This is a genomic window from Mycobacterium sp. 4D054, from assembly GCF_052245755.1.
In the GTDB taxonomy this organism is placed as follows: domain Bacteria; phylum Actinomycetota; class Actinomycetes; order Mycobacteriales; family Mycobacteriaceae; genus Mycobacterium.
In genome coordinates, this window is the sequence record NZ_JBQQCF010000078.1 from 1 (window position 1) to 13,635 (window position 13,635).

The following is a 13,635-nucleotide window of genomic DNA, read 5'->3' on the forward strand; positions in this document are numbered from 1 at the left end:
GATATCCGTGCCTGGATCGACACCTGGAACGACAACCCCAAGCCTTACGTCTGGACTAAGACCGCCGACCAGATCCTGGCAAGCATCGCCAACTACTGCAACCGAATTAATGACTCAGGACACTAGCAGGGGTAGCGATTCGGCGTAGTCCTCGGCGACGCAGGTGAATCCCGGGACGAAGACCACCGGCGCGCCACGATCGTCGCCCCCTGAGTCGAGGTAGCGGATCTTCACATCGCCGTTGGCGGCGAACCGGTACTGCGCCATCAGACCTTGGGTGCGGCCGGCACCGCCGGCTGGGCGGCTTCGTTCTTCATCCGGTGGAACAGGTCTACGTAGTAGGGCATGCAGTGCTCCAACGCCTGCTCGGTGGTGAACAGCGGCCGGTAGCCCAAGTCGCGTTCGGCCTTGGCGATCGAGAAGTAGTTGTCGAGGTAAAGCCGTTCCACTGCAAGGGGTTCGAGCAACGGTTTGGGCATCCCGAACTTGAAATGCAGGAACTGCCAGACGGTCATCACGAACCACACCAGCCGCCCGGGCACCCGCAAGGTCGGCCACGGCTGGCCGCAGGCCTCGGCCACCGGGCGGGAGAACTCGAACATGTTGATCGGCTCGCCGTCGTTGATGAAGTACGCCTGGCCGGGTGCGGTCCCGCCCTTCACCAGGTGCTGCGCGGCGAGGATGAATCCGTGCACCAGGTTGTGCACGTAGGAGTTGTCGAGCTTGACGTTCTTATTGCCCACGAGCACCTTGACGTGGCCTGCGAGTACGCTCTCGAACACCTTGCGGAACATCGTCTGATCGCCCCGGCCCCAGATGCCGCTGGGCCGGATCGAGCACGTCAGCATGCCGGCGACGCCGTTCTGGGAGAGCACGAACTTCTCGGCGACGACCTTGGTCTCGGTGTAGAGATCGTTGAATCTCTCGGTGTAGGGCAGCGTTTCGTCTCCGCCCGCGATGCGCTGACCGCCCATCACCACGCTGTTCGACGCGGTGTAGACGAACCGCTTGACCCCGGCCTTCTGCGCGGCGTGCACAAGATTCTCTGTGCCGGTGACGTTCACCGCGAAACTGCGCTGCCGGTACTCCTCGGTGACCGACGCGCCGCCCATCAGGTCGATGATCGCCGCGGTGTGGATGACGGTGTCGATCCCGTCGACTGCGGCGGCGACGTCGCCGACGTCGGTGATGTCGCCGACGACCGCCTCCAGGCGCGGATGGGTGGCCAGCGGCGACGGCACCCGGTCGAACGAGCGCACGTCCAGTCCGCGATCCAGGAGCTCGGTGACCAGGTTGGCGCCCACGAACCCGGAGCCTCCGGTGACCAGGACGCGTCCGAGGTCGGTCTGCAGCGATACATCACCCATGCCCGGCAGACTAACTGAAACGTGTTCCAATTTCGAGATCCCGCGGCAGATTCACCGACCGGATCGCTATTGCTCCTCGTCGCCCGCGGCCAATGCCTTCTCCACCCGTGCCCGGGCTCCAGCTAAGTGCTGTTCGCAGCGTCTGGCCAGCTGTTCGCCACGTTCCCAGAGCGTCAGCGATGCATCGAGGTCGAGTCCGCCGTGCTCCAAACGTTCCACGACCTCGATGAGTTCGTCGCGCGCTTCCTCGTACCCGAGCTCACTAATAGGCTTCATTCTCAGTCCTCACCGTGCTCGCTGCCCCCGCTGATCGCCGTGACGGCCCCGTCGGCCACCCGAATCCGCAGCCGCGTGCCGGCCGGCGCATCGGCCACCGAGTGCAGCACGTACGGTGCCGCGCCCTCGGGCACGGCCTGCACCACGGCGTAGCCCCGCGCCAGCGTCGCGGCCGGCCCCAGTGTGGTCAGTCGCGCCGACAGATGCCCGAGGCGGTCGCTTTCGGCGGTCAGCAGGCGCTTGACGTCGCGGCGGGCGGCGGCCCGGGCGCGGTGGATCTCCTCGGCGCGCGCGTCGACCGCGGCCAGCGGGCGGGACAGCACCGGCCTGCTGCGCAGTTGGGCGACGATGTGGGCCTCCCGGTTGACCCAGTTGCGCAGCGCGCGGGCGCTGCGCCGCTGCAGATCGTCGATCAGCGCCTGCTCGGCGGCGGTGTCTGGGACGATCCGTTTCGCCGCGTCGGTCGGTGTGGCCGCGCGCAGGTCGGCGACCAGGTCGCACAGCGGGTTGTCCGGCTCATGCCCGATCGCGCTGACCACCGGGGTGGTGCACCGGGCGATCTCCCGGCACAGGGTCTCGTCGGAGAACGGCAGCAGGTCCTCCACACTGCCGCCGCCGCGCGCCAGCACGATGACGTCGACGTCGGGGTCGGCGTCGAGGCCGCGCAGCGCGTCGACGATCTGGGGGACCGCATTGGCGCCCTGCACCACGGTGTTGCGGACCGCGAATCGCACCGCGGGCCACCGTCCGGACGCAACGGCCATGATGTCGCGCTCGGCGGCCGAGGCGCGGCCGGTGATCAGCCCGATCGTGCCCGGAAGGAACGGGATGGGGCGTTTGCGGCGCGGGTCGAACAGGCCCTCGGCGTCAAGCAGCCGCCGCAGCCGTTCGATGCGGGCCAGCAGCTCCCCGAGCCCGACCGCGCGGATCTCGCTGATCCGCAGGCTGAACGAACCGTTGCGGGTGTAGAACTGCGGCTTGCCGTGCATGAGCACCTGCGTGCCCTCCGACAGCGGCACCGGCGCGTTGACCACCAGGTCACGCGGACAGCTCACGCTCAGCGACATGTCGGCGGCCGGGTCACGCAGCACCATGAACGCCGTCGACTGCCGCACCTTCAGCTCGGTCAGCTGGCCTTCGATCCACACCGAGCCCAGCCGGTCGATGTACTTGGCGACACGGGTGGCGACCGCCCGCACCGGCCACGGGTTCTCGGGGGACTTGCCCTGCTCAGGTTCGGTCATTTCGACCTTGGGCGGCGCAGGCGGCACAGGCGAGACCGGCGGGGCAGACCGGCGGGGCCGCTCACTTGGCGGACGCGCGCGTGATCCTGTTGGCCAGCAGCGTCTGGTACGGGGCGCGGGCCTTCGTGGCCTCCTCGTAGGCGAGCAGCGCCTCCAGGTCCGGGACGCGCAGCGACGTCAGCCGGGCACGCAGCTGGGCCAGGGTCAGCGACTCGTACTCGATCTCGGCGACGATCTCCGGGGCCTCAGGCCCGTCGGCAGGCGGCTGCTCGGCGGCATCGTCGCCGGCCGAAGCCTTCGCGGCGGCGTCCGGGTCTCCGCTGAACAGCGCGAACCGGCCCTCGGTGAGGCGCTCACCCTCGCGGACGGGCAGCTCGACGACGTCACCGTCGCCGTCCTGGCCCTCCAGATCCTCGTCGAAGGTCGCCCACTCCGGCTGCTCGTCCTTCGGCGGGAAGATCGTCTCCAGCGTCTCGTCGCCCTTGATCACCAGAACGGCGACGTCCTGCTGCACTTTCATCACCAGATGGGCGATCTGGCTGGCGATGGTCATCGGGTACATGAGGATGGTCTGGGGCAGTTTGCGGGTTTCCTCGATGGCGGTCACGGCCGCACCCACGAGCAGACGGACCCCATACGGCGCAGTTGACATGGTCCCCAGACTACGGCTGGGCGTTCACAGGGGCGGGTAAGTACCCTGGACTCATGCCGCCGACCGTGAACATGGGGATCCCTGGTGCCAGCCAGACCGCGCTGCGTTCCGGCGTCGGCGTCGCCGCAGGCAAACGTGTGCTGCTGGCCGAGCCGCGCGGATACTGCGCCGGCGTCGACCGGGCCGTCGAGACCGTCGAGCGCGCGCTGGAGAAGCACGGCGCTCCGGTGTACGTCCGCCACGAGATCGTGCACAACCGCTACGTCGTCGAGACCCTCGCCAAGGCGGGCGCCGTCTTCGTTGAGCAGACCGACGAGGTGCCCGAGGGCGCGATCGTCGTCTTCTCCGCTCACGGCGTGGCGCCGACCGTGCACGTCGAGGCTGCCGCCCGCAACCTGAGAACCATCGACGCCACCTGCCCGCTGGTGACCAAGGTGCACAACGAGGCCAAGCGCTTCGCCCGCGACGACTACGACATCCTGCTCGTCGGCCACGAGGGTCACGAGGAGGTCGTCGGCACCGCCGGAGAGGCCCCCGACCACGTCCAGGTCGTCGACAATCCCGACGCGGTCGACAAGGTCACCGTGCGCGACCCGAACAAGGTCATCTGGCTGTCCCAGACCACGCTGAGCGTCGACGAGACGATGGAGACGGTGCGCCGGCTGCGGGAAAAGTTCCCGACGCTGCAGGATCCGCCCAGCGACGACATCTGCTACGCCACCCAGAACCGTCAGGTCGCGGTCAAGGCGATGGCTCCGGAGTGCGAGCTTGTCATCGTCGTCGGCTCGAAGAACTCGTCGAATTCGGTGCGACTGGTGGAGGTGGCGCTGGGCGCGGGTTCGGACGCGGCCCATCTGGTCGACTACGCCGAGGACATCGATCCGGCGTGGCTCGACGGCGTGACCACCGTCGGTGTCACGTCCGGTGCGTCGGTGCCCGAGGTCCTCGTGCGCGGAGTGCTGGACCGGCTGGCCGAATACGGCTACGGAACCGTGCAACCCGTCACGACCGCCAACGAGACACTCGTGTTCGCGCTGCCTCGGGAGATCCGCCCGGCCCGCTCCTAGCAGGTACGTTCCCTGACCGCGCCGAAATCGCATTCCACGCGCCCGGAACCGCCGGCAGGCCGCATGGAATGCGATTTCGTCAGATGTCGTACTCCCAGCGGTCGGCGTCGACGTCGCGCGGGCTGCGCCGGCGAGGCCGGTACTCGGGCTGATCGTCGATATCGTCCGGGTGAGCACCTCCGCGGTAGCGCACGCGCGAGACCGGATGATGGGTGCCCGGACCGGCCGGGGTGTACGGGTCGAGCGGCTCGTAGTCGTCGAAGCGGCTGCGGCGCTGGGGCCGGTCCCGTTGGGGCCGCTGCGGCCTTCCATACCGGTCGTCGCGGTCGTCGCGCTCGTAGGACGACCGGCGTTCGCGGGGAGGGAGGGGGTCGCGGCGGGACCGGGGTTCCCGGGGTTCCCGCGGTTCCCTCGTGGAGGACGGGCGGGGACGGCGACGCCGCTCCGACGCCGAGGGATCCTCGGGCCGCGGCCTCCGGCGGCGCGGCCGGTCGGCCACGGGCTCGATGATCTCCGTCTCCGGCGCCCGCGAGTGGCGAGGTCGCGCAGCGGATTTCCTGGCCGGCCGGGCGGCGCGGCCCGTGCGGTCTGCGGCGGTCCTCGGCGCGGTGCGGCGCCGGCCCGACGGCTGTCGCTTCTTTGTTCGTGCAGCACTGGCGCCGGCCGTCACACCGCCGAGCAACGCGGTGAGCTTCGCGGCCAGCGCGCCCGGTTTCGGGGCGCTGCCGCTGCCGCTGCGCTCCGGCTTCTCGGCCGGGACGCTCTTGGCGAAGTACCACCGGGCCAGCCCGATCATCAGCACGGCGGCCGAGGTGAAGAACATCAGCGGGAACCGCTGGATCAGCGGGTAGCCGCAGTTGATCAGGACGTCCTTGACGCCGTGGATGTCGCTGCTGTTCATCAGGAAGTAGGCGGCGGGCACCGTGACGAACAACACCAGCGGCGGCTGGATCACCGCGGTGAAAACGCCGGACTGCTGCACGGCGAGCACCGCGATCAGGCATCCGAGGACGTACAGCGTGGCGAAGACGGCGGTCAGTGTGCCGTTGCCGGATCCGGCGTCGAACGCGAATCCGATCAGGGATGCGATCACGGCCGTCAGAATGGCTCCCCACCACGGAATCCCCACGATATCGGGATGCGCAGAGCGGTGATCGGAGGCCACCGCCGGCCGCGCGCGCTGATCTGACACACGTCGACCGTACCGGCTCGGGCAATCGCACGCCGCCAGCGATCGGTGGCGTGGCGGTCACACGGCCTAGACTGTGGTCCCCGTGGGCCTCAATCTGGGAATCGTCGGACTGCCGAACGTGGGTAAGTCGACTCTGTTCAACGCGCTGACACGCAACGACGTGCTGGCCGCCAACTACCCGTTCGCGACGATCGAACCCAACGAGGGCGTGGTGGCGCTTCCTGATCCGCGGTTGGCCGAGCTGGCGAAGATGTTCGGCTCGGAGAAGATCGTGCCGGCCCCGGTCACGTTCGTCGACATCGCCGGGATCGTCAAGGGCGCGTCCGAGGGCGCCGGGTTGGGCAACAAGTTCCTGGCCAATATCCGCGAAAGTGACGCGATCTGCCAGGTGGTGCGGGTGTTCGCCGACGACGACGTCGTGCATGTCGACGGCCGGGTGGATCCGAAGTCCGACATCGAGGTCATCGAGACCGAGCTGATCCTGGCCGACATGCAGACGCTGGAGCGGGCGCTGCCGCGGCTGGAGAAGGAAGCCCGCACCCACAAGGACCGCCGGCCCGTCTATGAGGCGGCCGTGGCGGCCGGCGAGGTGCTCGACACCGGCAAGACGCTATTCTCCGCGGGGGCGGACGTGTCACTGCTGCGCGAGCTGAACCTGTTGACCTCCAAGCCTTTCCTGTACGTGTTCAACGCCGACGAGTCGGTGCTCACCGACGAGAAACGGGTCGCCGAGCTGCGCGAGCTGGTGGCGCCCGCCGACGCGGTGTTCCTCGACGCCAAGATCGAAGCCGAGCTGCAGGAACTCGACGAGGAGTCGGCGGCCGAGCTGCTGGAGTCGATCGGACAGACCGAGCGCGGGCTGGATGCGTTGGCGCGGGCCGGTTTTCACACGCTCAAGCTGCAGACCTATCTGACCGCCGGGCCGAAAGAGGCGCGGGCGTGGACGATCCATCAGGGTGACACCGCGCCCAAGGCGGCCGGGGTGATCCACTCGGATTTCGAGAAGGGCTTCATCAAGGCCGAGGTCGTCTCGTTCGACGACCTGATGGAAGCCGGCTCGATGGCGGCGGCCAAGGCCGCCGGCAAGGTCCGGATGGAGGGCAAGGATTACGTGATGGCCGACGGGGACGTGGTCGAGTTCCGCTTCAACGTGTAGCTGCCGGCTCGTCGAAGTGCTGCACCAGCGTTTCCCAGAACCTCGCGCTCGGCAGACGTAGCCTTGCCACGTGAGCTTCGCCGTCTCGCCCGAGGCATACGGTCGTTTTATGGGCCGCTATGCCGAGCCTCTTGCGGCGGTCTTCACGACATTTGCCGGCGTCGGCGCGGGGGATGAGGTGCTCGACGTGGGCTGCGGGCCGGGCGCTCTGTCGGCGCAGTTGTTGTCGGTCGGGGCGCGAGTCGCAGCGGTCGACCCCTCCCCGCCGTTCCTCGACGCGTTACGGACACGCTTCCCCGACCTGGACGTGCGTCGCGGCACTGCGGAGGAATTACCGTACGACACTGCGTCTTTCGACGCCGCGTTGGCGCAGCTGGTGGTGCACTTCATGGCGGATCCCATGGCCGGCATCAGGCAGATGGCCCGCGTCGTCAGGCGTGGCGGCGTCGTCGCCGCATGTGTATGGGACGGGCCGACCGGCGCGCTGGCGCCGTTCTGGGATGCGGTTCATGTGACGGACCCAGGGGCCCAGGACGAAGCGCTCCTGGCCGGGGCGCGCATGGGGCACCTGACTGGGCTGTTCGAGGCTGCCGGCTTGCGCGGCGTGGAAGAACGTCCCCTCGCCGTCGAGGTTGTCCATCCGAGTTTTGAGCAGTGGTGGGAGCCGTACACCCTCGGTGTCGGTCCGGCCGGCGACTATGTGCAGCAACTCGACGACGAGGGTCGCGCACATCTTGAGTCAGTGGCTCGCGAACGTCTCGGTGCTGGGCCGTTCACCGTCACCGCAACTGCGTGGGCCACCCGCGCAACGGTGTGACTGCCCGGGTGCAGCTTGCTGCGGACTCGGCAAATAGGTCCGTGAGTCGTGTGGTGGACAACGGATCAGCGAGAACCACGTCAGTGATCCGCCCAGTAACGCTGCCTGACGGCGGCTTCGGTCGTCGCGCACAGTCTAGGAGCGGCGGGTCAGCGGTCGTATCCTGAGCGGGTCCGTCCAGAAGAGAAGGCGGGATCGTGGAGCCTGACACATCGCAGAACAGCGACGAACGCGAATCGGCACTCATCCGGCGCGAGGAAGACCTGGCCCGGCGGGAGCCGATCGCCGATCAGCGCGATCGCCTGGCCGACGAGCGTGATCTGATCGCCGACGAGCGCGAACGCCTCGCCGACGAACGCGAGCTGAAAGCCGACGAGCGCGAGGGCACAGCCGCGGCCAGGGAACGTGAGCGGCTGGAGCGTGCAGCCCAGGGTGACGGACGCCGCAGAGCCGCTATGCGGCGCGACGAGGCGGAGATCCAGCGGGAGAGCGCTGCCACCCGGCGTCGGCGGGACAGCACCTGACCGGTCAGCGGGCGGTCAAGCGGAAGATCGGAATCTGCCGTCCGGAATCGGCGGTCTTCTCCCGATAGTCGGCGTAACCGGCATACACCTGCTCGGCCAGCCCGTAGAGCCGGCGGTGCTCCTCGGTGTCGGTGACCTGGTGTGCGGTGAACGGCTCCTGGCCGAATTCGCATTCCGGATGCGCCTTCAGGTTGTGATACCACTGCGGATGTCTGCTGCCGCCGAAGTTCGACGCGACCAGAATGACGTCGGAGCCGTCGTGAAAGTAGGTGAGCTGAACCTCGCGCGGCTTACCCGATTTCGCGCCCACGGTGCGCAACGGCGCGTTCACGATCGGTCCCATGTTCACCCGTCCACCAGTGAGGCGGAACAGCAGGGGATCGGTGCGGCGGGCGATATGGCGGGCCATGAACTGCCCGACCTTGGACCGTCCGAACCGGACACCCTGGTGGTAGCCACGCCCACGGCGGCGGTGCGGATCGACGTAGCGCAGCGGCATGCACGCAACCTACCCGGCAACGCCGGCTTCCACCGGTACTGCTCACCTGCCGGGCAGCCACGACGGCCGCCGGCTCGGTAACCGCCGCCGCGTCGAGCGCTCCAGGCGGCTGACTGCGAGCAACGCGACCAGCCCGAGCGCCTGCCGGGCCAGCGCCACCCGGCTGGTGCGCTGCCGCCACGTCGGAGTCCGCCGAGCGGCGCGCAGACCGAGCCGGTACCCGACGCACAACGTCGCTAACAACGATGCCGCCACCAACGAGGCCGCCACCGCCAGCAAGGTCATGGGTGAGAGCCTGCCCGGGTGGTGTCGCAGCGAGATCACGGCGGCGCGTCCATTCGGCACACCGGTCGGCGCGGCGGGTCGCCCGCAACCCGGCAAACCCGGGCGGACTCGGGCTAACGTAATGTACCGCTACATCCGGGGGCATAGAGGACGGTTTTCGAGGTGCAGGGATGACAGAGGTTGTGGGCGGTGCCGACGACGGAGAGTCGGTCGACGAGCACCCCGAGGTTCGGTATCTGCATCCGAGGACCACGACACCGAGAATCCACGGGTACAACGAGCTGCTGTCCCGTCTCGTCGGATTCCGGCTGCAGTCGGTCCAGTTCTTCTCCCGCTACGTTCAATTGAGCTTCGACTCCGCGGAGGCGGCCGACACCCCGGTGCTGACCTGCGAGGTGTTACCGGTGGTGGAGACGCCGGACGGCTCGGTCACCGACCGCCTGCCCGGCTACGCCGACGCGCTGCGATCGCTGATCGGTGCCCCGGTTGTCGAGACCGTCGAGGCGTCCCGTGAAGGGCTCCGCATCCGGTTCGCCGAGGTGACGCTGACGCTGCGGCCCACGGTCGCCGAGCTGCGCGGCCCGGTGATCGCGATGTTGTCCGATTTCCTCGACGGGAGCTCGGAGAGCTGGCGGCCCGGCGGCAACGCGTTCGAATATCTCGGTTAGCTGACAGTCAGCCCTCGTCGGTCCGGTACTCCAGGATCGCGTCGCGGCTCTGCAGGGACTCGCCGGAGATCACCACCAGCTCGGTAGGGGACAGGCGGTAGGTGGTGACACCGTTGCGTGCCTCGAAGCCGACGGCCAGTGGCCGCACGTCGGCGAGCCGCAGTTCGGCACCGTCACGCAGCCGGACGCCCTGGTACTCGTAGGACCCGTCGACGTCCCGGCAGATGACCACGGCGGCGCGCTCGGTGCGCGCGATCGCCGCGGCGCGCTCCCCGGCTTCGCAGCGGGCCGCTGAGTCGACGAACCCGCGTGAATCGATCGCCGGAGCCGGAGTCTGGGATGGGGTCGGCCCGGCGGCGCCCGCCGACGGGCGCGGCGTGGCCTCTGCGGGGCTCGGCGTCGCCGACCCGGGACCGGGAGCCGCAGGTGTCCGCTGAGCGGTCGTATCCGGTTGTGCCGGGATGGCGTGCACTCGAAGCGGCGCGTCGCTGTTGGCGGTCAGCATGACGAACACGACCGCGAGCGTGGCGATCGATGCGACGACGATCGCGATGGCGGAGCTGCGTGCGCTGAACAGCCCCCTTCGGGGCGCGTCCTGTTCGGAGGCGGGGTGGTCGGTTGACGTCGGCATGCCGTGCTCCCTCGTCGCGTGCCGATAGTGCCGGGCCTCAGCAAATCACCGCCAGGTCGGCAGATGCGTGATATCGCTCGGCGTTTCGCCGGCCAGTGCACAGAGTCCGCGTCAGACGAGGACGGTGATCTCGTCGCCGAGCCGGTACCCGTCGGCCAACGGCAAGGTATCACCACTCCAGAACGACCCGGGATCGAACCAGTTCGAGTGCTTCTCGGTGTGCAGCAGGCCCATCTCCTCGTAGGTGATGGCAACCGTCTCGGCGCAGTAGGCGGTTTCCAGCCCGACAGTGGACTGCTCGGCCTTACGGCGCATCGCCGATTCACAAACCTTCTTGTGCACGAACGGGATACCGCGGGTGAAATCGCTCACCACCGGTAACCGGCCACGCATCCAGCGGCCCGTCAACCTGGCCGTCGACGGGAACGGTGTGCCGTCCATCCGCGCGATCACCCGCAGCATGCGGTCCTCCTGCTCCCGGGAGGCGTGCGGGGTGAGCTGACGCAACCAGCAGCGCTGCTGGTAGGAATGCGTCCAGCGTTCGACCGCCTGTCGCAGATCGTTGAGCTGGACGCCGCGGTGGTGAGTGCCGGTCCACAGGTCGAGCAGCTTGTCACCGAGTTCGGCGTGCCAGATCAGCGGAGGCAGATCGTCGATCGCGACGGTCATCCCGACGTGGTTCACCGGGCTGTTGGTCATCGACTGGATGGCCCGGTCAGGACCCGAGCGTCCCCGGAACAACCAGATGTCGCCGGTGCGGGTTTCATCGAGCGCGCGCTCCAGCGACACCGTGCTTGGATTCACCCCCGCAGCTTATGCAGACTGATGGTCATGCGCGGGATCTGGAAGTGGGTGGGACTGGCCGGTGTCGCCGGCGTCGTGGCGGGTGGCGTTCTGGTCGCGCGTGATCAGCGGCGCCGCAACGCCTACACCCCCGACGACATCCGCGCCCGGCTCCATCAGCGGCTCGCCGAAGCCGAACGCACCGAGTAGAGCGAGTGGGATCCGGAGAATCCCTTCAGCTGCGCATCCCGTTGCCCGTCGACGACGATGTCGTCGCAGTCGGTCACCGCGTCGCGCACCGCGCTGCTGACCAGGACTTCGCCGCCTTCGGCCTGAGCCGCCACCCGCGCCGCCATCGCCACGTTGCGGCCGAACAGGTCGTCACCGCGGCGCACCGACTTCCCCGTGTGAATGCCGATCCGGACGCGGATATCGTTGGGCCGCTTGGTCAGTGACTGCTGGATGGCAAGACCGCACCGGACGGCCTGCTCCGGTCGGGCGAATGCGACCATGAACCCGTCGCCTTGACTCTTCACGACGTAACCGTCGTGTGCGTCGACGTGGCGGCGCACCGACTTGTCGTGCTTACCCAGCAACCGCACGAACGCGCGGTCGCCGATGCGCTCGTTGAGCGCGGTCGACTCCTCGATATCGGAGAACATCACTGCGACCCGGCCGTTGGGGGCCAGTCGCGCCAAGTCGGGACGTTCGACCTCGGCCCAGTCGGCGAGTTCCTCGATGGAGGAGCGCACCGCCGCGCCGAGACCGTCGCGACGCAGGATGTTGGCGGTCTGCCACACCGTCTTGACGGCCTTGGTGCCGCCGGTGACCAGCATCTGCCGGGCGTCCAGACGCTTGCGCAACTCCTCGGCTTCCTCGCGCGCGGCGTTGAGGCGCCGGGTCTGCACCAGCAGGGCCACCGCCAGCCCGGCGGCCAGCGCCGCGGCCAGGCACAGCGCGATCAGCGTTCCGGTCACGGCTCCAGTATTGGATGCTGGGGGCGTGACCATCGCCGAGGCCCCCTATTACGAGAGCCGGTTCGTGCGCGCGAACGATCCCGAGAGGGCCCGCGCGCTGTGGCTGCGTCACACCCTGCTGCTGCCCACCGAGGCGGAACCGGCCGCCGATGTGTGGGTCATGGTCTTCGACCCGGCCGGTCACCGGGCGGTCAAGCAGCAGTTCCCGCTGGAGGAGGCGGTGTTCACCGACGAGTGGACGACGCGGATCGCCTCGGCCTCGCTGGACCAGACCGTTGCCTGCGGTGGGCTGGCTGACGCGCGCTGGGATCTGAGGATCACCGCGAGCGGTCGGCAACCGGTCCGGGTGCTCTCCGATCGTGCTTACCGGGCGCGGTTTCCGACGGCCAAGACGACGGTCCGTGATCCGCTGGCACGCTTCGACGGGCACGTCGACGTCGCGGGACGCCACGTCGAGGTGGACGGTTGGAGGGGAAGCGTCAACCACAACTGGGGCACCCGGCACACGCCCGCCTATGCGTACGGGCAGGTGTGCGGGTTCGACAACGCCCCGGAGTCGACGCTGGAGATCGTCACCGCGCGGGCGGCGCTGGGTCCCGTCCTGCTGCCGGGGGTGACGTTGTTCGTGTTCCGTCATGACGGTCAGCAGTTCGCGGTGCGGTCGATCGCCGGGAGTATGCAGAGCCACGGGCGCTACACGCCGTTCACGTGGACCTTCGGTGCCAGGGTCGGTGAGCAGATGATCGAGGGCGAGATCACCACAGTGCCCACCGATGTCATCGGCCTGACCTACACCGACACCCATGGCGGCGTGAAGTACTGCTACAACTCGGCGATCGCGAGCTGTCGAATGCAGGTGGCGGGTAAGGCTTTCGAGCGCGCCGAGCTGGTCAGCGGGCGCGCGATGTTCGAGATTCTCACCGACGACCGGCTCGACTCGGTGCCGCTGCTGGCCTAGCTCCAGGCGGAGGTCACCGTCGCCATGTCGAAATAGTCGCGCCAGGACGCGATCCGGCCGCCGACGATCTCGAACACGCCGGCCACCGGCAGCGGCAGTTCCCGGCCGTCCTTGAAGCGCATCACGTCGATTCGTTCGTTCAACACCAGTCCGCCCGAACAGACCTGACGGTGCACCTGGAAATCGATGCCGTCCACCATGCCGGTGAACTCGGCGATGAACGTCTTGATGGCATCGCGCCCGACCGCCGGATCCATCGGGATATTGTGGTAGACACCGTCTTCGGTGAAGTAGGCGGCCAATTCCTCGGGATCGGGGTCGGCCCACTTGGCGCAGAACTCGGTCGCCAGGTCGTTGGGGGTGCGTGTCATCGTTTGATGAAACCCAGCGACGGCGCATAAAGCAACCCCTCTGAAGCGCCCCAGGTTTGATGCCGCATCTTTCTGAGTTGGAAGGATGCAAACCATGCCGAAGAAGATCGACCCGAACGTCAGGGAGCGCTGTGTGCGGCAGGTGCTGGATACCTTGCCGCTGTACCC

The 13,635-nt window shown here is 68.3% G+C and carries 18 protein-coding genes and 2 pseudogenes; 8 read left to right on the forward strand and 12 right to left on the reverse strand.

All coding sequences use genetic code 11. From position 1 onward, the window contains the following. Nucleotides 1–126 (forward strand): annotated as a pseudogene (locus tag ACTWP6_RS28580) (IS630 family transposase); the annotation flags it as partial. Here the strand turns inward: ACTWP6_RS28580 and ACTWP6_RS28585 are convergent. The 5 genes and pseudogenes from ACTWP6_RS28585 to ACTWP6_RS28605 all read right to left on the reverse strand — a co-directional run. Further along, nucleotides 127–267: pseudogene (locus ACTWP6_RS28585) on the reverse strand (alpha/beta fold hydrolase); the annotation flags it as partial. After that, nucleotides 267–1,367, reverse strand: coding sequence for a 3-beta-hydroxysteroid dehydrogenase (locus ACTWP6_RS28590; protein ID WP_443189454.1), 1,101 nt, complete (start codon nucleotides 1,365–1,367; stop codon nucleotides 267–269). The gene ACTWP6_RS28590 and the pseudogene ACTWP6_RS28585, both read right to left, overlap by 1 nt. Nucleotides 1,368–1,433: 66 nt before the next feature. Continuing rightward, a complete protein-coding gene (locus ACTWP6_RS28595; protein ID WP_443189455.1) occupies nucleotides 1,434–1,643 on the reverse strand; it encodes an exodeoxyribonuclease VII small subunit in 210 nt (69 codons plus the stop codon). Between the two features lie 2 nt (nucleotides 1,644–1,645). Then, a complete protein-coding gene (xseA, locus tag ACTWP6_RS28600; protein WP_443189456.1) occupies nucleotides 1,646–2,887 on the reverse strand; it encodes an exodeoxyribonuclease VII large subunit in 1,242 nt (413 codons plus the stop codon). A 61-nt stretch (nucleotides 2,888–2,948) separates the two neighbouring features. After that, nucleotides 2,949–3,539 (reverse strand): lipid droplet-associated protein, encoded by a 591-nt coding sequence (locus ACTWP6_RS28605; protein WP_443189457.1) that lies wholly within the window; start codon nucleotides 3,537–3,539, stop codon nucleotides 2,949–2,951. Nucleotides 3,540–3,592: 53 nt separating this feature from the next. Between ACTWP6_RS28605 and ACTWP6_RS28610 the strand changes: the two genes are divergently transcribed. After that, complete coding sequence (locus ACTWP6_RS28610) at nucleotides 3,593–4,606, forward strand: 4-hydroxy-3-methylbut-2-enyl diphosphate reductase (protein ID WP_260754859.1); 1,014 nt, start codon at nucleotides 3,593–3,595, stop codon at nucleotides 4,604–4,606. Between the two features lie 79 nt (nucleotides 4,607–4,685). Here ACTWP6_RS28610 and ACTWP6_RS28615 read toward each other — a convergent pair whose 3' ends face one another. Next, nucleotides 4,686–5,798 carry a DUF6542 domain-containing protein gene (locus ACTWP6_RS28615; protein ID WP_443189458.1) on the reverse strand — a complete coding sequence of 371 codons (1,113 nt, stop codon included), beginning with the start codon at nucleotides 5,796–5,798 and terminating at the stop codon, nucleotides 4,686–4,688. Between the two features lie 82 nt (nucleotides 5,799–5,880). Between ACTWP6_RS28615 and ychF the strand changes: the two genes are divergently transcribed. From ychF to ACTWP6_RS28630, 3 genes are all read left to right on the forward strand, one after another. Next, complete coding sequence (gene ychF, locus ACTWP6_RS28620; RefSeq protein ID WP_443189459.1) at nucleotides 5,881–6,954, forward strand: redox-regulated ATPase YchF; 1,074 nt, start codon at nucleotides 5,881–5,883, stop codon at nucleotides 6,952–6,954. 70 nt (nucleotides 6,955–7,024) lie between these two features. Next, nucleotides 7,025–7,771, forward strand: a complete 747-nt coding sequence (locus ACTWP6_RS28625) for a class I SAM-dependent methyltransferase (protein WP_443189460.1) — start codon at nucleotides 7,025–7,027, stop codon at nucleotides 7,769–7,771. 197 nt (nucleotides 7,772–7,968) lie between these two features. Then, nucleotides 7,969–8,295: a hypothetical protein gene (locus ACTWP6_RS28630; RefSeq protein ID WP_260754855.1), complete on the forward strand. Its 327-nt coding sequence runs from the start codon at nucleotides 7,969–7,971 to the stop codon at nucleotides 8,293–8,295. Nucleotides 8,296–8,299: 4 nt separating this feature from the next. Here ACTWP6_RS28630 and ACTWP6_RS28635 read toward each other — a convergent pair whose 3' ends face one another. Continuing rightward, on the reverse strand, nucleotides 8,300–8,794 hold the full coding sequence (locus ACTWP6_RS28635) for a nitroreductase family deazaflavin-dependent oxidoreductase (protein ID WP_260754854.1): 495 nt from the start codon (nucleotides 8,792–8,794) through the stop codon (nucleotides 8,300–8,302). Between the two features lie 42 nt (nucleotides 8,795–8,836). Further along, complete coding sequence (locus ACTWP6_RS28640; RefSeq protein ID WP_260754853.1) at nucleotides 8,837–9,079, reverse strand: hypothetical protein; 243 nt, start codon at nucleotides 9,077–9,079, stop codon at nucleotides 8,837–8,839. A gap of 170 nt (nucleotides 9,080–9,249) precedes the next feature. Between ACTWP6_RS28640 and ACTWP6_RS28645 the strand changes: the two genes are divergently transcribed. Then, nucleotides 9,250–9,747, forward strand: coding sequence for a hypothetical protein (locus ACTWP6_RS28645; protein WP_443189461.1), 498 nt, complete (start codon nucleotides 9,250–9,252; stop codon nucleotides 9,745–9,747). A gap of 7 nt (nucleotides 9,748–9,754) precedes the next feature. On the opposite strand, the gene ACTWP6_RS28650 is transcribed toward ACTWP6_RS28645, so the two are convergent. Beyond that, on the reverse strand, nucleotides 9,755–10,378 hold the full coding sequence (locus ACTWP6_RS28650) for a hypothetical protein (protein WP_260754851.1): 624 nt from the start codon (nucleotides 10,376–10,378) through the stop codon (nucleotides 9,755–9,757). Between the two features lie 111 nt (nucleotides 10,379–10,489). After that, nucleotides 10,490–11,167, reverse strand: a complete 678-nt coding sequence (locus ACTWP6_RS28655; RefSeq protein WP_260758248.1) for a guanylate cyclase — start codon at nucleotides 11,165–11,167, stop codon at nucleotides 10,490–10,492. A 42-nt stretch (nucleotides 11,168–11,209) separates the two neighbouring features. On the opposite strand from ACTWP6_RS28655, the gene ACTWP6_RS28660 reads away from it, so the two are divergent. Then, a complete protein-coding gene (locus tag ACTWP6_RS28660; RefSeq protein ID WP_086008448.1) occupies nucleotides 11,210–11,371 on the forward strand; it encodes a hypothetical protein in 162 nt (53 codons plus the stop codon). On the opposite strand, the gene ACTWP6_RS28665 is transcribed toward ACTWP6_RS28660, so the two are convergent. Continuing rightward, a complete protein-coding gene (locus ACTWP6_RS28665) occupies nucleotides 11,338–12,138 on the reverse strand; it encodes an adenylate/guanylate cyclase domain-containing protein (RefSeq protein ID WP_396884628.1) in 801 nt (266 codons plus the stop codon). The genes ACTWP6_RS28660 and ACTWP6_RS28665 overlap by 34 nt on opposite strands. A gap of 25 nt (nucleotides 12,139–12,163) precedes the next feature. On the opposite strand from ACTWP6_RS28665, the gene ACTWP6_RS28670 reads away from it, so the two are divergent. Then, nucleotides 12,164–13,096, forward strand: a complete 933-nt coding sequence (locus ACTWP6_RS28670; protein ID WP_443189462.1) for a hypothetical protein — start codon at nucleotides 12,164–12,166, stop codon at nucleotides 13,094–13,096. Here ACTWP6_RS28670 and ACTWP6_RS28675 read toward each other — a convergent pair. Then, nucleotides 13,093–13,467, reverse strand: coding sequence for a limonene-1,2-epoxide hydrolase family protein (locus ACTWP6_RS28675; RefSeq protein ID WP_443189463.1), 375 nt, complete (start codon nucleotides 13,465–13,467; stop codon nucleotides 13,093–13,095). The two genes, ACTWP6_RS28670 and ACTWP6_RS28675, sit on opposite strands and share 4 nt — an antisense overlap. Between the last annotated feature and the right edge of the window lie 168 nt (nucleotides 13,468–13,635).